Source organism: Pirellulales bacterium, assembly GCA_019694455.1.
Lineage (GTDB): Bacteria > Planctomycetota > Planctomycetia > Pirellulales > JAEUIK01 > JAIBBY01.
Genome location: JAIBBY010000001.1, coordinates 226,539 through 248,288 on the forward strand (window position 1 = coordinate 226,539; position 21,750 = coordinate 248,288).

At 61.2% G+C, this 21,750-nt stretch carries 17 protein-coding genes; 12 read left to right on the forward strand and 5 right to left on the reverse strand.

Annotated elements, in window-relative coordinates; translation table 11 throughout:
- The 4 genes from K1X71_00915 to can all read right to left on the reverse strand — a co-directional run bounded on the left by K1X71_00915 (position 1) and on the right by can (position 5,121).
- Positions 1-1,395, reverse strand: coding sequence for an MBL fold metallo-hydrolase (locus K1X71_00915; protein ID MBX7071679.1), 1,395 nt, complete (start codon positions 1,393-1,395; stop codon positions 1-3).
- Positions 1,396-1,472: 77 nt separating this feature from the next.
- A complete protein-coding gene (locus K1X71_00920) occupies positions 1,473-2,486 on the reverse strand; it encodes a prepilin peptidase (GenBank protein MBX7071680.1) in 1,014 nt (337 codons plus the stop codon).
- A 30-nt stretch (positions 2,487-2,516) separates the two neighbouring features.
- The gene (locus tag K1X71_00925) at positions 2,517-4,340 is read right to left on the reverse strand and encodes a UbiD family decarboxylase (protein ID MBX7071681.1); all 1,824 of its coding nucleotides are present in this window, start codon (positions 4,338-4,340) and stop codon (positions 2,517-2,519) included.
- A gap of 136 nt (positions 4,341-4,476) precedes the next feature.
- A complete protein-coding gene (can, locus tag K1X71_00930; GenBank protein MBX7071682.1) occupies positions 4,477-5,121 on the reverse strand; it encodes a carbonate dehydratase in 645 nt (214 codons plus the stop codon).
- A gap of 957 nt (positions 5,122-6,078) precedes the next feature.
- On the opposite strand from can, the gene K1X71_00935 reads away from it, so the two are divergent.
- The 3 genes from K1X71_00935 to K1X71_00945 all read left to right on the forward strand — a co-directional run bounded on the left by K1X71_00935 (position 6,079) and on the right by K1X71_00945 (position 8,773).
- Positions 6,079-6,903: an enoyl-ACP reductase gene (locus tag K1X71_00935; GenBank protein ID MBX7071683.1), complete on the forward strand. Its 825-nt coding sequence runs from the start codon at positions 6,079-6,081 to the stop codon at positions 6,901-6,903.
- 15 nt (positions 6,904-6,918) lie between these two features.
- Complete coding sequence (locus tag K1X71_00940) at positions 6,919-7,305, forward strand: (deoxy)nucleoside triphosphate pyrophosphohydrolase (protein ID MBX7071684.1); 387 nt, start codon at positions 6,919-6,921, stop codon at positions 7,303-7,305.
- 319 nt (positions 7,306-7,624) lie between these two features.
- The gene (locus K1X71_00945) at positions 7,625-8,773 is read left to right on the forward strand and encodes a hypothetical protein (GenBank protein ID MBX7071685.1); all 1,149 of its coding nucleotides are present in this window, start codon (positions 7,625-7,627) and stop codon (positions 8,771-8,773) included.
- A gap of 13 nt (positions 8,774-8,786) precedes the next feature.
- On the opposite strand, the gene K1X71_00950 is transcribed toward K1X71_00945, so the two are convergent.
- A complete protein-coding gene (locus K1X71_00950; GenBank protein MBX7071686.1) occupies positions 8,787-9,935 on the reverse strand; it encodes a DUF1570 domain-containing protein in 1,149 nt (382 codons plus the stop codon).
- Positions 9,936-10,189: 254 nt separating this feature from the next.
- On the opposite strand from K1X71_00950, the gene K1X71_00955 reads away from it, so the two are divergent.
- The 9 genes from K1X71_00955 (at position 10,190) to K1X71_00995 (ending at position 21,738) form a co-directional block, all read left to right on the forward strand.
- The gene (locus K1X71_00955) at positions 10,190-11,221 is read left to right on the forward strand and encodes a TIM barrel protein (protein MBX7071687.1); all 1,032 of its coding nucleotides are present in this window, start codon (positions 10,190-10,192) and stop codon (positions 11,219-11,221) included.
- Positions 11,222-11,277: 56 nt separating this feature from the next.
- A complete protein-coding gene (locus K1X71_00960) occupies positions 11,278-12,126 on the forward strand; it encodes an HAD family hydrolase (protein ID MBX7071688.1) in 849 nt (282 codons plus the stop codon).
- Between the two features lie 12 nt (positions 12,127-12,138).
- Positions 12,139-13,125 carry a hypothetical protein gene (locus tag K1X71_00965; protein MBX7071689.1) on the forward strand — a complete coding sequence of 329 codons (987 nt, stop codon included), beginning with the start codon at positions 12,139-12,141 and terminating at the stop codon, positions 13,123-13,125.
- Positions 13,122-14,192: a hypothetical protein gene (locus tag K1X71_00970; GenBank protein MBX7071690.1), complete on the forward strand. Its 1,071-nt coding sequence runs from the start codon at positions 13,122-13,124 to the stop codon at positions 14,190-14,192. The genes K1X71_00965 and K1X71_00970 overlap by 4 nt, the downstream gene beginning before the upstream one ends.
- 236 nt (positions 14,193-14,428) lie before the next feature.
- Positions 14,429-14,752, forward strand: a complete 324-nt coding sequence (locus K1X71_00975) for a hypothetical protein (GenBank protein ID MBX7071691.1) — start codon at positions 14,429-14,431, stop codon at positions 14,750-14,752.
- Positions 14,753-14,915: 163 nt separating this feature from the next.
- Positions 14,916-15,593, forward strand: coding sequence for a hypothetical protein (locus K1X71_00980; GenBank protein ID MBX7071692.1), 678 nt, complete (start codon positions 14,916-14,918; stop codon positions 15,591-15,593).
- A gap of 184 nt (positions 15,594-15,777) precedes the next feature.
- Positions 15,778-16,821: a TerC family protein gene (locus K1X71_00985; protein ID MBX7071693.1), complete on the forward strand. Its 1,044-nt coding sequence runs from the start codon at positions 15,778-15,780 to the stop codon at positions 16,819-16,821.
- Positions 16,790-17,857 carry a GDP-mannose 4,6-dehydratase gene (locus K1X71_00990; protein MBX7071694.1) on the forward strand — a complete coding sequence of 356 codons (1,068 nt, stop codon included), beginning with the start codon at positions 16,790-16,792 and terminating at the stop codon, positions 17,855-17,857. Before K1X71_00985 ends, K1X71_00990 begins: the two co-directional genes overlap by 32 nt.
- Positions 17,858-17,970: 113 nt before the next feature.
- Complete coding sequence (locus tag K1X71_00995) at positions 17,971-21,738, forward strand: HEAT repeat domain-containing protein (GenBank protein ID MBX7071695.1); 3,768 nt, start codon at positions 17,971-17,973, stop codon at positions 21,736-21,738.
- Positions 21,739-21,750 lie beyond the last annotated feature (12 nt).

The window sequence follows — 21,750 nt, forward strand, 5'->3', positions numbered from 1 at the left end:
TCATATGGGAGACTCCAGCGTCACTGTCTGGTAGAGACGCGGCACAATCACATCCCAACTGCGCCGCTTGCGCAGCTCCTCGGCCAACGACATGGCGCTCGACTTTTCCCCATGCGTCAGAAAAACGCGATGCGGAGCCGGCAACGGCGCCAGCCAACGGAGCAGTTCGCTACGGTCGGCATGACAACTGAGACCCGACATCTCCACAATCCGCGCTCGCACCGGCACATCGGATTGATGGATGCGCAAGTATTTGGCCCCGCGCTGCAACTGTCGTCCACGGGTCCCCTCAGCCATGAACCCACCCAACACCACCGTATTCTTCGGATCGGGCAACCGTTGTCGCAAGTGAAACAAGATGCGACCGCCTTCCATCATGCCCGATGAGGAGATAATCACCGCCGGCCCGTCGTCGTCGTTGATACGTTTCGATTCCTCGCGCGAATGCACTAGCCGCACGTTGCGAGCGGTCATCGAATCTTCGACTCCGGCGGCCTGGACTTCCGATAGATCATGCTCGCCATGAAACGCCGCATAGATGCGCGACGCCTCGCTGGCCATGGGGCTGTCGATATAGACTGGAATTCTGGGCAGCTTGTCTTGCGCCATGAGCAGTTGCAGCAGATAGGTGAGTTGCTGCGCCCGGCCGACGGCAAACGCCGCGACCAGCAGCACGCCGCCACGCGCCACGCTATCGGTCACCACCTGCCTAAGCTGTTCCTGGATGTCCACCGTGGGATGCTCACGGTCGCCGTAGGTGCTTTCGCAAATCAGATAGTCACAGGCTGGCGGCGGCGCCGGATCGTGATACAACGGCGCCTTGTAACGTCCGACGTCTCCGGAAAACAGCAGTCGTAGCGGACGCGGGCCCTGTCGAACCTCGAGTTCGATCATGGTGGAACCGAGCAAATGCCCTGCATCATGATAGCGCAACCAGAACGGTTCGCACGGGCAGAACCAGGTCTCACGCTCCACCGTTTGAATCACGTCGACCGTGCGACGCGCGTCGTCTGTGTCGAACAGCGGCAGCGCTGGCTTGTGCTTCGTCAATCGCTTGCGATTGAAATATTCGGCGTCCTGCTCTTGATTCCGCGCCGCGTCGCTTAAGAGCAGGTCAGTCAGCTCCTTGGTCGCCGGAGTGGCATACACCGGCCCATGTAATCCCTGCTTTACGAGTCGCGGCAGATAGCCCGTGTGATCAATGTGGGCGTGGGTGAGGGCCACCGCATTGATTTCGCTCGCTCTTATCGGCAGCGGCGCCCAGTTCTTCTCGCGCAGTTCCTTCAGTCCTTGAAACAGGCCGCAGTCGATCAAGAGACGCGAGCCGTCGGCCTCCAATAAGTACTTCGATCCGGTGACTGTCTCTGCGGCGCCGAGAAAAGTAAGTTGAAGCATGTTATTCCGATTTATGACATCGACCGCGGCGAGCGTTACACCACCTATGCTGCGCTGAAAACAGACTCGTGACAAATCTATTCTTGCTCTCGGCCCATCGATCGGTCCGCCGCGATGGCCACTGCGAGCGCGTCATGACGAGGTGACAATTGCGATGCGCTCGCCGAGCCAAAGCCTTCGTAGGCGCTCGCAATGGCAAGATACAGCATCGCGACCACTAACAGCGCCGCGCCAAGCGGCATCGCGCGTCGCAATGCGCGCGGCACGAGCGCGCCAAGCGCGACCGCGACAGGAATTATGACAAGTACCGCCGGCCAACCCCAGAAAAGTCCAATCAACGTCGGTAGCGCATACCACTCTATGCGCGATGTCTGCTCTGGCTGCGAACGAGGCGGGCCAAATGGCTTGCCTCGCGCCGATCGCCGTAGCCATTGCGCAAGCGCTGCGACCAGCAAACCGTAGGCCGCGCCCAGCACAGTCGCATTGACAACCGCCCCGCGCGGTCCCCAACGAACTTCAGACATTCCAGTCAGGGCCAATCTCGGCTTCGACTCTGGCCACACGAGCGGCACAACGAGTCCAATCACCAGCGCCGGCAACAACAATCGACCGGGAATGTAGTTTCCATCCCATTGAATGAGCGCGACGCTGAGCAACGTCAGGCACAGCGCGGCGTCGCACGCCGTGCGCGCGATCCAGGCGGTGTCCGCGCTGCCGCCGCGACTAAGGAGCGCAAGCATTCCCACGATCAACACGATGAGCGCCGTGGTCGCTTCGACCATGGGGTAGCGCGCGGCGATCGGCGCCGAACAGTCGCGGCAGCGGCCCCGGAGACGTAACCAGCCCAGGACGGGCACATTATCGCTCCAGCGGATCGCATGGCCACAGGCAGGGCACTGCGACGGCGGGCGCGAAAGGCTCATGCTGCGCGGTAATCGATAGGCCACAACATTCAGAAAACTGCCGATGCAGGCGCCTAAGATTGAAAGCGCCACGACAATGAACACCAACTCTTGCCATTGCATCGCCCCGATTCTACTGTTCGGCAGTTGGTCGACGAACAGCAAATACGGCGTGCGACAAGCAGCCATGGTGTTCCCGATTTGGGAGATATTGTCTCTTTAGATGATGCCGTGCAGCGGTCCGCCTGACACCGCCAATTGGTCAACCCGCTTCACAACGTCCGCATCTTCGATCAACGGGGGAGCGTGATGCGGCTTACTGCGCGCGTCGATCACCAACGCTCCGCGGCACCCCCAATGCTTCTGCTCGACGAAGCTTTCGACGCCGTCGATGTCGGCCGCCGGATTCGAGCGCGTGAACGTCGTCCAGAGCAAGTTATTCAGATTGCGGGTAGCAAACTCGCTGTCGTCCACCAGCACCACCAGCGGAAAGCGATTGATCGCATCCGCTGCGCGAAAGGCCGTGCAAAAGCCCTCCAGGGCGTTGGACGTGTGCCGCGGTCCTTGCATGACGAGAATTCCCGGCAATGGAACCTGGGGCGATCCGTAGCCGCTGGGCAAGTGAAGCTCGCCGTCGAGCGTGCCTGGCAACTCGCGAATTGCCGGCCCGACCGCGGCCATGACCAACTTGGAGCCTTCATTGAGGCCGCTGCCCGAGTAGTCGAGCGTGTCGATCGTGGTGCAGGTTTGAAAATGCAGGTCGCGACGCCAATCGATGCGCGTCAATAAATGCCGAAAGAACTCGCTGATGTCGTGGATATCGAGGGCGGGATTGTCTTCGTGCGACACGATCAACAGATACTTGGCCAACGACATTTGTCCTTGTCCAAGAATGGCGTTGGCCTGCGTCAACAACTCTTGCGGTCGGCGCCGCTCGGCATACGGCGTGTACCGTTCGCTGCCGATGGCCAAGAGCAAGGGATGCACACCGGCGGCATCGACGGCATGAACCGCGCGAACACCGGGCACGACTTGCGGAATCACGGGACCGGTTAGCTCGTGGATCAGTTGGCCGAAGGTCGTGTCTTCTTGTGGCGGGCGCCCAACGGTTGTGAATGGCCAAATCGCGCCGCGACGATGGAAGACCTTCTCGACCCGCAAGACGGGAAAGGGATGCGCCAAACTGTAGTAGCCCAGATGGTCGCCAAATGGCCCCTCTGGCAACAACCGACCTGACTCAACGCTGCCGACGATGCAAAAGTCGGCTTCCGCCAGCACCGGCAGACCAGCCTCGCGCTTTTGAAATCGCATGCGATGCCCGGCCAGCGCGCCGGCAAAGGTCACTTCCGGGATTCCCTCGGGCAGCGGCATGACCGCGGCCACGGTTAGCGCGGGGGGACCGCCGACGTAAATATGCGCTCGCAAGGCTTCGCCGCGCCGCGTCGCGACGGCATGGTGCACGCCAATACCCCGATGAATCTGGTAGTGCAGGCCAACTTCGCGGTCGACCTGATATTCGCCACCCGATAATTGCACGCGGTACATACCGAGGTTCGACTTGGGCCAGCCGGGCCGGTCGGCGTCTTCGGTGTAAACGAGCGGAAGCGTCACGAACGCGCCGCCGTCATCGGGCCAGGACTTGATTTGGGGAAGTCTGCCGATGGTGGTTTCGGACTCGAACACCGGTGCGCTGCGGACGAACTTGGGCAGCATGTGGCTGGCGGTGCGCGCCGCGAGTATCGACTGCCAGGGCTGCTTGAACACGGCGGCCGGATCGACCTTCAGCGCCAACAGGCGTTCCACCGCCTGGAGCGTGTCGCGAAAGATGAACCGCGCGCGCTCGATTGTGCCAAACAGGTTGCTGACCATCGGAAACGAGCAACCTCTGACTCGCGCGTAGTAAATCGTCGGGCCGCCGGCGCTATAGACACGGCGCTGAATTTCAGCCGCTTCCAGGCACGGATCGACCTCGGTTTCGATCCGCACCAATTGCCCGCTGCGCTCCAGGTCGTCAATACATTCCGCAAGCGTGCGGTAGCCCATAGTTGACTCTACTCGTCGCAGTTCTTGAGATCGCCGCGCGTCATAGTGTCCATCCGTAACATCCTCGGCCGATCGATCATCCGCAATTCGTGCGAGCGCCAGTACTCAGAGCCAAATGCGGCTACGAACCTGTAAATCACTTCGGCAGTCTGGTAGCCACGCGGTATGCCGAATCGATCTCGTCCGGACTTGTGACCGTGACATCCATGTCGTTGATGATGCCGTTTTTAATGTGGTAAATCCATCCATGCACGGCAATGGGTTGGCCACGCTCCCAGGCTTCTTGCACCGCTGAGGTGTGACAGACGTTGCTGACTTGTTCAATAACATTCAATTCGCAGAGTCGATCCAAGCGGATCGACTCTGGCGCCGTCATGGAGAGCAACTCTTCATGCTTTTTGCGCACGTCGCGGATATGGCGGAGCCAGTTGTCAATCAGCCCCAAATGATGGTTCTCGCTGGCTGCCTTCACCCCGCCGCAGCCATAATGTCCGCAAACGATGATATGCTTAACCTTGAGTACCGCCACCGCGTATTCAATGACGCTCAAGCAGTTGAAGTCGGTGTGAACAACGACGTTGGCGATGTTTCGATGGACGAACACCTCACCCGGGTCGAGACCGATAATCTGATTGGCCGGCACGCGGCTGTCGGAACACCCGATCCAGAGGAATTGCGGGTTCTGTTTTTCGCTGAGCCGCTCAAAGAACTTTGGATCGCCTTTGGTCATGTCGTCGGCCCACTGGCGATTGTTCTGGATCAGCTCTGGGAGCATGCGCATCGTTCACCTCGAATCAGCGTTGGGTATCGTTACGGTGTTCTCGTCGCGTACAAGTGTCGCACGGCGCTTGAGATTCGATACGCGCGGGATCGACAAGCTACGACCATCCTGGAAATTGAGATCACCATCTTAGCGGCTGGACAGACGATTGAGATCTTCAATTCGCTCCCCTGTGAGGGCGATGCAGATCCCCATTAGAAAACTGCGCCGATGCGGCTCCAATCGCCGCGGCTACCGGCTGTGAGTCGGCTCGCCATCCGGCATGGCGTCGAAGCAGTCCGCCGCTCAACCTGTGCCGGATCGTATGGAGGACGCAAATGTCGGCAAGCCGCTAAGGCAGAGATTCCCGCGCCACGAATTGGAGTCATGCACGTTCGGACCGATTGAATTAGCGTTTGTCGAATTGGTGTGACACACAACCGAGGGTCGGACGAAATCTGTCCCATGTGCGTTCGGTATTCTGGTCTCGCCATCTGGTACTGACGTGCGACCATTCCCAAGGGCCGACGCGCCAATCGGCGCCGCGCGAGCCGTCTTAGCCGCCCACAGTCCCTTGATTGGGCCACTCGGCTTACAACTTCGCAAGCTTGGAACGCGATGTCCCAATTGTCGATATGATTTCCAGGCGGGCGTGCGCGTCGAGCCTGTGATCGAGGTTGTCCCAGCGAACGACGCCACACGGGCCCCCGCCTTCGACATGAAAAAACTGTGAGGCCGGCCGTGCCTAGTCAGCGTAAAGAATCGCCCCTCGATGCTAGCGCTGGCTGGCACGGCCCCTTTTCCATTTTGCCGTGATTGCCACCCTCAAAGCAACGTCCCGCCGATTTCCCTGAGAATATCCAGTCGGGACCACATACCAGCGACCTCGCCTGTCCCTGCCTCGACGGACGTTGAGCCGAAATGCGGGAACCGCTATTCTGCGGCACAACTTCCGTACTTTCTGGCTGGGAGATGGCAATGGATTGGTTCGCGGGAAAGAAGGGGCTTATCTTGGGTGTGGCCAATGACCACTCCATTGCCTGGGCCATTGCGCAAGAGGTCATGAGTGCGGGCGCCGTCTGCGGCTTTACGCATCTTCCCGACCGGCCAGACGACGAGCGGCAACGCAATCGGCGCCGTGTCTCCCAACTGACCGATCCGCAGCCCAACGCCAAGTTCCTGATTCCGCTCGACGTCAACAACGATGACCAGATTCGTCAGGTCATGGAAACGACCAAAAGCGAACTGGGAGAAATCGATTTTCTCATTCACGCGATTGCCTTTGCCCCGCTGGAAGACCTCAAGCGCGACACCGTGGAAACCAGTCGCGAGGGATTCCGCATCGCGATGGAAACCAGCGCATATAGCCTGATTGCCGTGACAAACGCGGCTCGCGCGGTGCTCAAGGATCGCGCCAGCGTCGTCACGCTCACGTACTTCGGCGGCGAGAAGGTGGTGCCGGGCTACAACATCATGGGCGTGTGCAAGGCCGCGCTCGATTCGATCGTGAAGTATCTGGCGTACGACCTGGGCCCGCGGGGCATTCGCGTGAACGCGATCAGCGCTGGGCCGTTGCGAACCTTGGCCGGCCGCGGCGCTGGCGTCGACGATATGCTGAGCCTCTATGAGCACATGGCGCCGATGGGCCGCAACATCTCGCACGAGGAAGTTGGCCGCACCGGGGCGTTTTTGCTGTCAGATATGAGCGATGGAATCACCGGCGAAATCTTGCACATCGACGCCGGCTACAATGTCATGGGCTCGCCCGGGCGCATGGTCGAAAAGTTCCGTCCCGACGCATAATTTTTCATTCGGTTCATGACGCCGGCCGAGATCGCCATCGCCGTTGTCGAGCACAAGGGACATTTCCTTGTGGGCGAACGCGCCGCCGGCGCGCCGCTGGCCGGCCATCGCGAGTTCCCTGGCGGCAAAGTGCGGAGCGACGAATCGCCTGCGCTGGCCGCGGAGCGCGAATGTTGGGAGGAAACCGGCATTCGTGTGCGCGCGCAAAGGGAATTGCTGGTCGTGGAGCATGACTATCCACACGGCGCCGTGCGACTGCGCTTCTTCAAGTGCCAGTTGGCGTCTGATGATCCGCCATGCGCGCCCTTTCAATGGATCGAGCGCCGACAGCTAGCGACGCTGCGGTTTCCGGAGGCCAACCGCGCTATTCTGAACATGCTGGCGGCCGACGAACATTCCTGAGTCAAAAAGTCGCCTTTTGCCACAGCGCTGCACCTCGCGTAAATTATCGAACTCCTCTAGGTGGCGATGGCGATTGTCGCTACTCTTTGCAAAGTTTTCCGGTCAGGCACGGCACTTTCGCGCAGTTTTCCCGCAAGTTTCCTAGCGTGCAAGGTCGTGTCTGACATGAGTTTGGCGTACTGAATCCTTGGCATTCGAGGCTCTGCAGCGAACGATTGGCCCGCCGCTTGCTCTCGCTCGCCGGCGATCTTCAATCGATCGTGGGCCACACGGATGTGGCTCTGAGCATCGTCTCTGACTCCAGGAGACCCACAAGAGCATGGACGCTCGCATCATTCGGGCTGCCCTCACCGTGGCGGCCTTCTTCGCGCTGGGAGCGAGTTATCGCACTCCCAACTTTGTAGTCACCGCGCCCTCTGGCGATTTTGCCAAGCAGGTGGGCGAATCGGCCGAAAAGTTCCGCCGCGAACTGGCCGTGCTCTGGATTGGCAAGGAACTGCCGCGCTGGTCGCAGCCTTGCCCGATCATTCTTGAAGTGGGTCCCAATCTCGGCGCCGGCGGCGCCACGACGTTTATGTTCGACCAGGGCGAGGTCTTTGGCTGGCACATGACGATTCAAGGCACGCCCGAGCGCATTCTCGACTCGGTCCTGCCGCACGAAGTGACGCACACTATCTTCGCCAGCCACTTTCGGCGGCCGCTGCCGCGTTGGGCCGACGAGGGCGCCTGCACCACCGTCGAGCACGAAAGCGAGCGTCGGAAGCAGCAACAAATGCTGATCCAATTCTTGCGCACCAATCGCGGCATTGCCTTCAGCCGCATGTTCATGATGCGCGATTATCCGCCCGACGTGATGCCCCTCTACTCGCAGGGGTATTCGCTGTGCAAATTCTTGATTCAGCAGGGGGGACGCAAGAAGTTTGTCAATTTCGTCGCCGACGGCATGCGCGGCGAACAATGGTCGGCGACGACCAAGCGCTACTACGGGTATGACAACCTCTCTGATCTGCAAAACTCTTGGGTCGCCTGGGTGCAGCAGGGCAGCCCCAAGCTGGATACTCTCCAAACGCCCGCCGACGAGAATGGCGAACTGTTGGCCATGGCCGATGCGCCCGCCGACGCCGAACCGACGTTTCGAGCCCAAAGCAGCGATCTGCCTGAGCCGGCCGACAATCCGCGGCAGGTAGCGAACGCGTCGCCACCGGTTCAACCGGCGGGCTGGCACGCGCGTACCGCCAGCGAGCAATCAGCGACCTCGGCGGCCTACCCGCGCGACGGCAAACCAGCCGCCGTCGCGGCGCCGCTAGTTCAGCCACCCAACACGCTGACTCCAAAACCGGCGCCGCGCCGCACGCTGCTCGAATGGAGTAGCCAAGCCGCTGCCAACACTGGCAATTCGGCACAAGCGCCTCGTCAGGCAGCAATGCTCGACGCGGGCCTTACGACCAATCAGCGTCTGCTACGTTGAGTTAGTTGGTTAATTACAACTTGTCGATCTGTCGCAGCAGGTCGATGTTCAGTTGTTCCAAGTCGCCAAAGACTTCTTGAAACTCTTGCAATCGCTTTTCCGGGCCGTCCCAAACCAACGGCGGCTTGGCGGCGAGTCGCTGCAGATAGGCCACGTACTGCTTGCTGCGCGCTTTCAGCAGGTAGTAGTTGAGCGCCCACGCCTCGGCATACGCCGCTGTGGCCTGCTTGATATCGCGAAAACGCTTGTCGTCGGCCACCAGCGTGGCAATGGAGTCAGCGGGACGAGAACCTAAATACTGGCGGAACTGCGCAAGCCGCAGCGCGTTGACGTTGCCGATGCCGCGCCAACCTTTGTTGCTCGTCAGGTCGGGCGTTTCAAAATAGACCGCAATGCCCTCGCTAACCCATAATGGAATGTCGGCGTACCGTGTTTGCAGACCGCAATTGAAGGCGATTTGGTGGGTCGCCTCGTGGACGACGGTCGCCACGTTGCGCTCGGCGCGCGGTTGGGACAGAATCACATTGACCTGCTCCGCTGTCGAAAGGCGCTCACTACGGTCGCGCATCGCCTGCGTGCCGGTCAGGTCGTACATCGTCATGCGGTTGGTTTCCAGACTGTAGTATCCGGTCACCGCCTCCGTGGCGCCCTTGAGAACTGGTCGCGCGTGCGCTTGATAGGCGCGCCGGTCGTCGAACACGATCGCCACGAGCGGGAACTCAGGATCGTGCAGTTCAAAACCTTTGTTCCGCCAGAAATTGGTGAAGCCGCGATAGAGTCGCTCGAACAGGCTGCCGCACCACTGCGCGTACTCGCGGGTGGTGCTGTAACAAATGACGTAGTGCGCGGTCTTGTAATACTCAAAACCCTGGGGCAGTTGCCGCAACACGTCCGCAGCCAGTTCATCGGCCGATAGCGGCGCGAAGGTCGTCTCGTCGCGCGTACGCTCTACCAGTTCGTCTGGCGGCACATTCCACAACACGCCATTGGGCGCCATCAGCAGCACGCCGCCATCCCGCGCCTCGATAAGGGTCTTGCCCGTAATGTGGGACTTTTCTCCCTCGCGCTGCACGGTCATGCGATCGACCGCACGGGCGATCGACGGACATACCGCGGCGCCAACAAGGGCGCAAACCAGAGCTTGGGCGACAGAACGAGTCATGGAGCGCGGCGGGGACAAGATGATTGACAACGGTACTTACCATTAAGCGGCAGCGCGTTCGCCAGGGCAACCCAAAATGGATGGCATTTTTCATGTTTTTGGCGGCGCAACCGCCGATGCTGCCGCCCCTTGCGGCTTAGTTGGCATTGACTACACTGACCGCTCCTACCGATTTTTCCTCCCCGAATTTGGCGCCTCTGGCCAATCTCTGGCTGACGCCGGCCTTTCAACTCGCTGACAGGAGTCCTGCCTGCATGGCCAAACCAGCCGACTACCGCTTTAGCTTTGGACCCTGGAACATTTCCATGGGCGCCGATCCATTCGGACCGGCGGTGCGCAAGGAGGTGGAGTTCGCCAAGAAGATTCGCGAGTACAAAAAGCTCGGCTTCAGCTACGTGCAACTGCACGACGACGATGTTGTGCCCGCCGATTGGGACGCGGCCCAAACCGCCAAGGGTGTCGCCAAGGTGAAAAAGCTGCTGGACAGCGAAGGGCTGACCGGCGAGTTCATTGCCCCGCGACTTTGGGAAGACGCGCGAACAATCGACGGCGGTTACACGGCCAACAAGGCCGCCGATCGCAGCTACGCCCGCGACCGCACGCGCCGTTCGGTCGACATCGCGCGCATGATGGGCATTGATCTAATGGTGCTCTGGCCCGCGCGCGAAGGAACTTACATCCGCGAGGCCAAAGATCCGCTGGTCGCCACCGGCCGACTGGTCGACGCGATCAACGAGATTCTGAAATACGACCCCCACTTGCGCGTGGTGGGGGAAATGAAGCCCAACGAACCGATGGATCAGGCTTACTGCCCCACGGTCGGCCACTTCATGGGGTTGGCTTATCGCACGGTCGATCCGTCGCGAGTGGGCGTGCTCATCGAGAGCGCGCACAGCATTTTGGCTGGCCTCGACCCCTCGGACGACATGGCCTACGCCCTCTGGCACGGCAAGCTCTGGGGAGTGCATCTCAATGACCAGAACGGGCTGAAATACGACCAGGACAAGACCTTTGGCTCGGTCGACCTGCGCCGCGCGTTCAACCAGGTGTGGGTGCTCGATCGCGCCAAATATTACGACATTGGCGTTGTCGGCCTGGATGTCAAGGCGATGCGCACCACCAAGCAGGCCGATCAAACCCGGCATCTCGCCAATAGCCTGGCGATGTTCAACCACCTACTGGCGCTGGTCCGCGCGGTCGATAGCGCCAAGGTAGAAGCCTTCCGCGCGGCGCGCGACTACGAAGGGCTGGAACTGTATATTCTCGAGCACCTGCTCGCCAACTGACAAAGCGCCACAGTAGATTGCCACCGCCCGATGCGGCGCACGGCCCGGAGTATTGCATGAGCGACATGAAACCCGCCGCAGCAACCGCGTCGGGACTGGAGATCGAAATCCGCCGCCCCGAATTTCGACGCGGCGATTTTCGCGCGGTGCTTTTCGACTTCGACGGCACCTTATCGCTCATCCGTCGCAATTGGCCAGAAATCATGATCCCGATGATGGTCGATGTGCTGGCGGCCACCGGCACACGCGAGTCGCGCGACGAGTTGCATGCGGAAGTCGAGGAATTCGTCATGCGGCTCAATGGTCGGCAAACGATTTTTCAGATGATGCAACTCGCCGACGAGGTGCGCGCTCGCGGGGGCGAACCGCGCGATCCCTTGCACTACAAACATCAATACCACGAGTTGCTCACCGCGCAGATCCGAGGGCGCATCGAAGGACTGCGCTCCGGCGCGATGACTCAAGACGAGCTGACCGTGCCCGAGTCGCATCGATTGTTGACGCGACTGCGCGACATGGGGCTGACCCTTTATCTCGCCTCGGGCACTGATCTGGTCTATGTCCGACAGGAGGCGGAGGCGCTCGGCGTGGCGGAGTTCTTTGGAGAGCACATCTACGGCGCGCTGGATGACTACCAGAACTTTTCCAAGAAGATGATCATCGATCGCATCATTCAGCAGACTGGTGTCGCCGGACATCAGCTCATCGGCTTGGGCGACGGATTTGTGGAGATTGAGGAAGTACATGGCGCCGGCGGGGTGGCGATCGGAGTGGCCAGCAACGAAGAATCGCGTCAAGGCGTCAACGAGTGGAAGCGCAACCGGTTGTTGCGAGCCGGCGCCGACATCATCATTGGCGATTACCGCTGCCAGGATCGACTGTTTGAAACGCTCGGCCTGAACTAGAACCAAAATGCCATGCCCTCCATACTGCCGCAATTCGATCGCAACCGTCTGCTGATAAAGCCGCTGCACGAGCGACAGCATGACGTTCCCTATTCGCATATGCTGGCCATCGACGACTTGCCCGGCGAACTGTCGCCCCAGGCCATGCAGGACTTGGGCATACTGGGCGAGCGGCTGGTGAAGGCGCGCGCGGCGGGGGGCGCTCGCTTGATGCTCATGGGGGCGCATGTGATTCGCGCGGGGGTTGGCCGCCAGTTGATCGACATGATGGAACGGGGCCTGATTACGCACATTGGCATGAACGGCGCCGGGCCGATTCACGACTATGAACTAGCCAAGATCGGTGCCACCTGCGAAAGCGTCGCTCGCTATATTCGTTCCGGCGAGTTTGGCCTGTGGCACGAAACCGGGCAGATGAACGACGTGGTCCGCCGCGGCGCCAACGAGGGATTGGGACTGGGCGAGGCGCTCGGCCGCGAAATCCTGCAGGGCGACTTTCCAAATAAAGACACCAGTGTGTTGGCCGCCGGGTATCGGCTCGGCATCCCGATCACGGTCCACATTGGCATCGGTTACGACATCTTGCATGAGCATCCCAACTTCGACGCGGCCGCGTTTGGCGCAGCCAGCTATCGCGATTTTCTCGCGCTGACCAGCACGGTCGACAAGCTGCAGAACGGCGTCTTTCTATGTTTTGGCACCGCCGTGATGGGGCCCGAAGTGTATCTCAAGGCGCTGGCCATGGCGCGCAACGTGGCGCACCAGGAAGGGCGGCAGATCGCGCACTTCACCACGGCGGCGTTCGACCTGATTGAAATCAGGGGGCATTGGCAGTCCGAGGCGCCAAAGTCCAACCCGCAATACTATTACCGCCCTTGGAAAACGGTGCTCGTGCGCACCGTCGCTGATGGCGGTGAAAGCTTCTATATTAGCGGCGATCACCGATCGACCGTGCCGCGTTTGCGCGCGGCGGCCCTGGCGGCGGAGGCCCAGTCGTGATCGCGCTCGACCGCTTGGAGCGATTGCTGGCGGGCTTTGGTGATCTGCGGATTGGATTGATCGGCGATCTGTTTCTTGATCGTTATCTGGAGATCGACGCCGAGCTGCGTGAACTTTCGATCGAAACCGGCCTCGAAGCCTATCAGGTCACCCGCATCCGCAATCAGCCCGGCGCGCTAGGCACCGTGATGAACAATCTCGTGGCCCTCGGTGTCGGCCGTCTTGTGCCAGTTACCGTGTTGGGCGACGACGGCCAGGCCTACGATCTGCTCCAGGCGCTGGAGCAGATGCCGGTGGACGCGGCGCATGTGGTGCGCGACCCGCATCGCAAGACGCCGACCTACACCAAACCGCTGCAAAAAGACGCCGCAGGCGCCTGGCGCGAACTCAATCGTCTCGATTTGCGCAATCGCGAACCGCTGTCGGCAGCGAGCGAACGGCAGGTTATCGAAAGGGCGACCGCCGTCTGGGAATCGACCGATGGGCTCATCGTGCTGGACCAGGTGAACGAGTCAGGCTGGGGTGTCGTCACCCCTCGCGTGCGCGAACATCTTGCCGAGTTGCAGCGCGGCCAGCCGAACAAGTTGATGTTTATCGACAGCCGGGCGTTCATTGGCGAGTTTCGCGCGGGCACGCTCAAACCCAACATCGCGGAGTGCTGCCGCGCGCTGGGTCGGCCCATTGACGAGCGCGAGTTTCACCAGCGCGGCGCCTCAAGTCGCTTGCAGGTCGCGCAGGCGGCGGCTACTGAATTATCACGCCGCGCCGGCCAGCGCATCTATTGCACGGCCGGATCGCTGGGCATCCTGGTCGTCGATGCGGCCGGCGCCGAATTGTCGGCGGCGCCGCCGGTCTCCGGCCCCATCGACACGGTCGGCGCCGGCGACAGCGCCACCAGCGGGATCGTAGCGGCGCTACTCTGCGGCGCTACCCCCGGTGAAGCCGCCGATGTCGGCAACTTGGTGGCTTCGATCACGGTGACTCAACTCGGCACAACCGGCACGGCCAACCCAGAACAACTGCGCCAGAGGCGCCAGCAATTGGCGAATGCGGTTGGCGCCACATAATTCGCGCGGGCGGCCAGTTCTAAGCGCAATCCCCGGCCAAAGGGGGGCATCTGAGTCGTTGACGACCCTTGCCGAGAATTCTACCATCTTCGGTATGCCGCTAGCGCCGAGTCGACGCCGATCGGGATTGGTCAGCAACCTTTGTGAGTGCTGTGTGTCCATGCAGGACGATCGAGCCCGCCATGCGCTTCTCTTTTCGCACCTCGAACGATTCCCTCTGGTGGGAGGCCAGTGCCATGCCGTTGTTTGAAATCGAGACCGAGTCGCACATCATCATCACCTGGGCTGGCGAGGAAGCCGGCGCCTCCAACGTGGTCAACGACGCCTATCCCGAGGAAAAAATCGTCCGCATGACGCGGCGCCCTCGCGACACCTGGGTGATCTCGAAATCGGCCCTAGGCATCTCCGGCGCCACCGATCCCTGTAATACGGCCCGCGACTGCCTGGCCAAGGCGGCTGGCGACAAGGTACACGCCATTCGCCTCTACATGCACGAGACCGGCTCTGATCTCGAGCGCGCCCGCAAGATCATCGAATCGAACATGGTCATGGGCTGGTGAGGCCAATCTAGCCCCACAAAAATTAAAAAACGGGCCGTTAGCGTTGGAGTCGCTAACCTGATCGGTCGAGCAAGACTGCTTGTTTTGTCGGGCGCAATGAACCATAGTAAGCGCCAAGCTTCAAGTCGTTTGACGCTCACTCTCCGTGTATCTGGATTCCGCCGTGGCGATCCGCGTAGCAATGCTGTTACTTTTGGCGCTGGCGCTAAATGTCCGCGTCAGCGAGGCGGCGACGGTTTCATTTGCATTTTCCGGACAGATCACTTCCGGTTCGGAGCCGGCGCTAGACATTCGAGTTGGCGACCCGATCACTGGAATAGTCACTTACGACAGCGAAGCGCCGCCCACGGAAATCGGTAACTCGCCGCTTTCGCTTTTATTCGCCGGCGCCACGGCCTACCAGCAATCGCCGAACATTCCCCATAGCGGTGTTCAGCTTGCCATTGGCGGCCAAGACTTTTCAAGCAGCCCTTCGCGCGGGTTGGTCGTGGTCGTGGGTGACGACGTGAGCGGCGGCGACGTTATTGGCATTTCCTATTCTCGTCCGCTCCCACCCAATGTGCCCAATGCCGCCGGCGACTCCGTGTACTTCATACTGCGGCTGATCGATTCGACCGGCGCCGCGCTATCCAGCGAAGAATTGCCGACCACGATTGCGGCCAGCGAGTTTGATCAAATGACGCTCGATATCGGCTGGCTGAGCCTGACCAAGGGCGCGGGATTCTCCGCGGTCATCACTTCATTTACCCCCGTGCCCGAACCCGCAACCAGTTTGCTCGCTATTTGCGGAGTTCTCCTGGCAACTTTGCCCGTGGCCACGATGCTTCGCCGCGCCGAGTAACTCGGCGATTGAGTCGCCGTCACCATGCTGGCGTTGGCCCGGTTGTCGGATTTTTCGCAAACCCTTATGATTCGTAAGCCTTGGCGAAGTAAGGTGCTGCGCGCTTGCCGAGGCGAATCGAGCCGTTTTACTCAGCGCAATCCTATTCGCGAGACCTGACTTGCCAGCAGAAGCGATTGTCACGGTGCCAGTTGGCTATTGGTTGGGGTTCGCCGCGCTGGTGACGGTGTTGCTGACGCTCGACTTGGTGGTGTTTCACCGCAAGGCGCACGAGCCATCGCTGCGCGAGTCGGCGATTTGGACCGCCATTTGGTGTTCCATTGCGCTATTGTTCAATGGCTTTGTTTGGTGGCTCTACGCCAATGTGCTGAACCACCCCAAGCCTTCGCAAGCCGCCATCAATTTTTTGACCGGCTATCTGGTCGAATGGTCGTTGTCAATGGACAACGTCTTTGTCTTCGCGGTGGTGTTCGGCTTCTTTGGCGTCCCCCGCAAGTATCAATACCGCGTCCTGTTCTGGGGCATCCTTGGCGCCGTGGTGATGCGGTTTATTTTTGTGTTTCTCGGCACCAAACTGATTCAGCAGTTCGAGCCGGTCATGCTCCTGTTCGGCGCCTTTCTGGTCTATACCGGCGTGAAGCTCGCCTTTCACGATGAGGGGGACGAGATCGACCCCAATACCAATTGGTTGCTGCGACTGGCGAAGCGCATGTTTCCGGTCGCGCGCGGAGATCATGGCGATCATTTTTTCGTCCGCGAGGAGGGTAAATTCACCATCACGCCGCTATTTCTGGTGCTGCTGGTGGTCGAGAGCACCGATGTCCTGTTCGCCGTCGATAGCGTCCCCGCCATCTTTGGCATTACGCGCGATCCGTTCATCGTGTTCACCTCCAACATCTTCGCGATCCTCGGCCTGCGCGCGCTCTACTTCTTGCTGGCCGGAGTAATGAATCTGTTCCGGTTCCTGCACTATGGCTTGAGCGCCATCTTGATCTTCATCGGCGTCAAGATGACTGTGAAGACGCTACAGCACCTGCAGCATGCCGACTGGTGGCCGGCGCCCGAACAAAGTTGGCTCCATTGGCCGCTGCCCGATTGGGGTTCGCTGCTTGTCGTGCTGGGACTGTTAGGCGCCTCGGTCATTGCATCGATCGCCATACGTCCTGCTGCCCGCGACGAGTCGTTGGCAGGCAGCGATGAGCCCGAACCGGTCGACACGCGGTCCTAGTCATTGCCAGTCATCACAGGCGCATCCTCCCTTGGCCGACGCCCCTCGCGAGATTCGATGCTTGGTGACTGGCGGAGCCGGTTTCATTGGCAGCCACCTTGCCGAGGCGCTATTAACGCGCGGCCGGCTGGTGACCGTCATCGACGACGAATCGACCGGCACGATCGCCAATTTGACCGCGGCGCGCCGCTCCGACCGATTGCGCTTTGTGCGCGGCGCGATCTCCGATGAGCCCCTGATGCGCCAATTAGTAAGTAACGCCGACGAGGTGTACCACCTCGCCGCCGCGGTGGGCGTGGCGCTGATTGCCGACGATCCAATTCGCACGATTGAAACCAACATCAACCCGACCGACCTGCTGTTGCGCATCGCGCGCGACAAGCTGCAAGGCGGTGGGCAAGTCCGCCTGTTCCTGGCCAGCACCAGTGAGGTATACGGCAAGAACCCCAAGCCAAGCTGGACCGAAGACGACGATCTGGTGCTGGGCCCCACCACGCGGCCGCGCTGGGCCTATGGCGCATCGAAGGCGATCGACGAGTTCTTGGCGCTCGCCTATTGGCGGCAGCAAAGTTTGCCCGTTGTCGTCGGGCGATTTTTCAACGTGGTCGGCCCCAGGCAGACCGGCCAATACGGCATGGTGTTGCCGCGCTTCGTCGACGCCGCGCTCGCCGGTCGCTCGTTGATCGTGCATGACGATGGCCGTCAGCTTCGCTGTTTCGCTCATGTGAGCGACGTCGTCGCCGCTGTGCTGGCGCTGATGGATTCGCAGGGCGCGGCGGGGCGCGTGTTCAACATTGGCAGCGACCAGCCGGTGAGCATCTTGGAATTGGCTCAGCGCGTCATCGCCGCCGCGCAATCTACGTCGGGCGTCGAATTTCAGAGTTATGCCGCGGCGTATTCAGCCGACTTTGAGGACGTTCGCTCGCGCGTGCCCGACCTGACCCGACTGCGCGACACGATCGGTTACGCTCCGCGCTACGATCTGAACGCGATTATCGCCGATGTCGTGCGCTGGAAGCGCGAATCGGCTAGCTAGCGCAGACGCTCCCCTGCGCGGATCGGCGAGGTTATCATGGCGCCGACCCTCCCCTTGGGGGATGATGACGTAACTGCTCGACTTCCCGCCTCATTGCCTCGCTTGGTTTCGCCGTGAATATCAGAATCTCCTGCTTGGCGTTCATAGTTTGTCTGTTGCAATTACCGCAGGCGGCGCACGCGCAAAAGGCGCCAGACAACTTTCGCGTTGAGCTCTTGTATCAAGCGCCTGACATCGAACACCCGTCGGTGGTGACGTGCGACGACCACGGCAACTTGTTTGTCGGCGAAGATCCGATGGACATGCGCGGCCCCACCACCAAGGAGTTCGATCGCGTCCTGTATATACAGTTCGACGAGCACGGCCAACCAATCCGCAAGACGGTGTTTTGCGATGGGCTGTCAGCGGTCTTCGGACTGGTGTGGCACGACGGCGCGCTGTATGTGATGCACGCGCCGCACTACTCCATGTTTCAAGACACCAATGGCGACGGCGTGGCCGACGTTCGCAAAGACCTGGCAGAAGGATTTGGACCGCCCGCGGGGGTGTTTGGCTTTAACGATCATATTGTCACCGGCACGCGCATCGGACTCGACGGATTGATCTATGTGTCGGTGGGAGACAAGGGCGTGCCGCTGGCGCGCGGCGCTGACGGCGGCGCCATTTCGCTCGAAGGGGGTGGCGTTGTCCGTATGCGCCCCGACGGCACACGGCTGGAGGTGTTTTCCAGCGGCACGCGTAACCACCTCGATGTGGCCCTGGACTCGCTCGACAATATCTTCACCTACGACAACACCGACGACGGCCTGGGCTGGTGGACGCGTTTCACGCATCACGTTCCGACTGGCTACTACGGCTACCCTTACGATTACCATCCGCATCCCGAGCGGCATCTTCCTCGGATCAGTGAGCACGGCGGCGGCTCGCCCGTAGGGGCGGCGTGTTATCGTGAAGCGGCTTGGCCGGCCAAATATCGCGACAGCGCGTTTCACTGCGAATGGGGCAAACGCAAGTTACAGCGATTCACGCCCAAAAAGTCCGGCGCGACCTTCGCGGCCGAAGTGGAGGATTTCATCGTGGCCGATGGCGCGGGCGAGTTCTGCCCGCAAGACTTGTGCTTCAGTCCCGATGGCCGCTACATGTACATCGCCGATTGGAACTACGGTGGCTGGACTCGTCCGGATGTCGTCGGTCGGCTGTATCGCGTCAGCTACACAGGGGGCGATGTGCCCCCGGAACCGGAGCGTGCTGTCGATGCCGATCCGCTCGATCGACAGATCGCGGCCCTAGCGCATCCGGCGCATAGCGAGCGGATGCGCGCACAGCAGGCACTTGTTCGCATCAGTGAGCCGGCGGTTGCTTCGCTCACCACGCTGCTCGCCGCCAGCACGGACAAGCTGGCCAAGACACACGCCATTTGGGCGCTGTACGCGATTGCGGATCGCACGCCCGCCGTTGATCCCGCGGCGCTCTGGACGCAAGCAATCCAAGACGCCGATGCCGATGTGCGCGCACAGGCCGCCCGCGCGATTGGCCAGCGTTTTGCCACGCGCAACCTGTACACGATTGCCGCGAGTCAGTCGCCCGCCGCGCGACCCGATGCATTCAAGTTGCCGAATCGAGACGCGGCCATCATGGCGCTGGAAGCGCGCTTGGCGGACGATGACCCGTCGGTGCGCATGTGGTCGGCGGTGGCGCTCGGACAAATCGCCGACCACCGATCGGTGAAGCCGCTGTTCGCCGCGTTGGGCGCGCCGGACGCATTTGCGCGTTTCGCAATGATCCAAGCGCTGCGCTCGATCAATCACTGGGGATATGCCGAAGAGTTTATCAACTCGCCTGATTCGCGCGTTCGCGAGGGGGCGGTGCTGGCGATGACCGGCGTCTACAGCGAGGACGCGCTATCGGTGCTGATTCGCGCGGCGTTTGCAGGGCAAGATCCGCAACTGCGCCCCAAAGCGCTCGGCGCGGTGGGAGAAGTGCTGTACCAGGCGGCGCCGTATCAAGAAGGTTGGTGGGGCACTCAGCCGGCGCGCGCCAAGTTCTCGCGCCCCAAGGATCGCGAGTGGGTCGGCACGATCATCGCCCAATCCGCGCTTGGTGCCGGCGTTGAGCATGCCGATCCCGCGCTCCGCCTGGCCGCGGCTGTCGCGTTGCGGGCAACCGGAAACGAGAATGCGGCCGAGCTGCTGCGTCGGCTTTTGGCCGATTCCGACGAAGCGGTGCGCCGCGAGGCGATTTTGGCGGTCGGCGAGCTGAAAGACGAGGAATCAATTGCCGGCCTGATCGACGCCGCCTCTGACACGAGCGCATCCGACGCGCTGCGTCAAGCGGCCGTGCAATCGATCATGGCCATTGGCTCCGCCGATGCGGTAGAGCAATTGATCGGCATTGTTGCCAGGCCAGAAACCTCCGACGAGCTTGCCGTGGTGTCGATGCAAGCGCTGGCGCAGATGAAAGCGGCAGCCGCGGGGCCGGTGATTCTCGGCCGCTTTGCCAATGGTTCGGCCGCGGCGCGCGCGCAAGCCATCACCGCCTACGTAGAAATTGTCGGCGTTCCCGGCGCGCCGGCGATTGCCGAGCAGCTCGACGATGCGGAAGTCGTAGTTCGCCAAGCATGCATTACCGCCCTTGGCAAGTTGCATGCGTGCGACTATGTTCCCCAAATTATCAACGCCGCGAGCGACACGTCCTTGCGTTACGACGTGATTGCCGCGCTGGCCCAGATGCCCGATCGACGCGCTGCGCCGTTATTGATCGACGGCCTCGTTGACAAGAACGCGGACCTGCGCGAGGCCTGCCGCGCAGCGCTGGTGTCGCTTGGCCGCGCGATTGACGACGATTTGGTGTTGCTCCACGAGCGTGGCGAATTGAGCGGCCAAGCCCGCGCCGCGTTAAAAAGCGTCGTAGGAGAGCCGACGCCGATCACTCAGTGGAACGTGATGGGGGCGTGGCCCAAGGCGCAGCGGCCGAGTTTCGATCCGGCGGCCGCACCAGACACCGATCAGCGCGTCGCGTTGGGCGATCGCACACTCACCTGGCACAAGGCAGCTAGCCCGAAGGGTGGTGGGCGGATCCGCCTTAATGGGCTTCGACCAGAAAACGACGCGTGGGCCATTGCTCATGCGATCGTCGCTTCACCCACCGCCACGACTAGCGAAGCGCTGATCGGCAGCGATGACCAATTGACGCTGTACGTGAATGGCAAACAGGTTTATCAGCACGACACTTCGCGCGGTTGGTCGGCCAACCAAGACAGCGCGCCCATCGAACTCGTGGCAGGCGACAACCAGATCTGGGTGTTGGCCGGGAACGACAGTGGTCCGTGGGAGTTCAGCGTCGCCATCAAGCAGCGCGATCCGCGACTGGCGTTTCTCGATAACGTGGCGCCTCAAGCCACCGACCCGGCCCGCTATCGCGAGCGCGCGCTGGCCGAGTCGGGAGATGCGAGTCGCGGCCGCGCCTTGTTTGCCGATCGCCAAGGAGTCGCCTGCGTCAAATGTCACGCGGTGGGAGGAGACGGCGGGGGGCAAGTCGGCCCCGATCTGGCCGGCGTTGGCGCCAAGTATCCGCGCGAGGAACTGATTCGCTCCGTGCTGGAACCCTCGAATCGCATCTTGTCGGGCTATCAACTATCCGTCGTTGTCACCAGCGCCGGCGAGATTCTGCAAGGCATCATCAAGAGCGACGCCGACGACGCGATTGACCTGCTGGACGCCGAAGGACGCGTGCGCCGAGTGCCCGCGGCCGAGGTCGATGAGCGAGAAACGCAGAACGTGTCGATGATGCCCACCGGGCTCAAGGATGGGCTGACGCCCGCCGAGTTCACCGACATCATCGCGTATCTCGAAAGCCTCAAGTCCACGCCAGGCGAAAAGTAAACGCACGGAGAC

What these genes read in the sequence shown, in the direction of transcription:
- K1X71_00915 (MBX7071679.1), bottom strand. Translation starts at nt 1,395, where the DNA reads ATGCTTCAACTTACTTTTCTCGGCGCCGCAGAGACAGTCACCGGATCG.
- K1X71_00920 (MBX7071680.1), bottom strand. Translation starts at nt 2,486, where the DNA reads ATGGCTGCTTGTCGCACGCCGTATTTGCTGTTCGTCGACCAACTGCCG.
- K1X71_00925 (MBX7071681.1), bottom strand. Translation starts at nt 4,340, where the DNA reads ATGGGCTACCGCACGCTTGCGGAATGTATTGACGACCTGGAGCGCAGC.
- can (MBX7071682.1), bottom strand. Translation starts at nt 5,121, where the DNA reads ATGCGCATGCTCCCAGAGCTGATCCAGAACAATCGCCAGTGGGCCGAC.
- K1X71_00935 (MBX7071683.1), top strand. Translation starts at nt 6,079, where the DNA reads ATGGATTGGTTCGCGGGAAAGAAGGGGCTTATCTTGGGTGTGGCCAAT.
- K1X71_00940 (MBX7071684.1), top strand. Translation starts at nt 6,919, where the DNA reads ATGACGCCGGCCGAGATCGCCATCGCCGTTGTCGAGCACAAGGGACAT.
- K1X71_00945 (MBX7071685.1), top strand. Translation starts at nt 7,625, where the DNA reads ATGGACGCTCGCATCATTCGGGCTGCCCTCACCGTGGCGGCCTTCTTC.
- K1X71_00950 (MBX7071686.1), bottom strand. Translation starts at nt 9,935, where the DNA reads ATGACTCGTTCTGTCGCCCAAGCTCTGGTTTGCGCCCTTGTTGGCGCC.
- K1X71_00955 (MBX7071687.1), top strand. Translation starts at nt 10,190, where the DNA reads ATGGCCAAACCAGCCGACTACCGCTTTAGCTTTGGACCCTGGAACATT.
- K1X71_00960 (MBX7071688.1), top strand. Translation starts at nt 11,278, where the DNA reads ATGAGCGACATGAAACCCGCCGCAGCAACCGCGTCGGGACTGGAGATC.
- K1X71_00965 (MBX7071689.1), top strand. Translation starts at nt 12,139, where the DNA reads ATGCCCTCCATACTGCCGCAATTCGATCGCAACCGTCTGCTGATAAAG.
- K1X71_00975 (MBX7071691.1), top strand. Translation starts at nt 14,429, where the DNA reads ATGCCGTTGTTTGAAATCGAGACCGAGTCGCACATCATCATCACCTGG.
- K1X71_00990 (MBX7071694.1), top strand. Translation starts at nt 16,790, where the DNA reads ATGAGCCCGAACCGGTCGACACGCGGTCCTAGTCATTGCCAGTCATCA.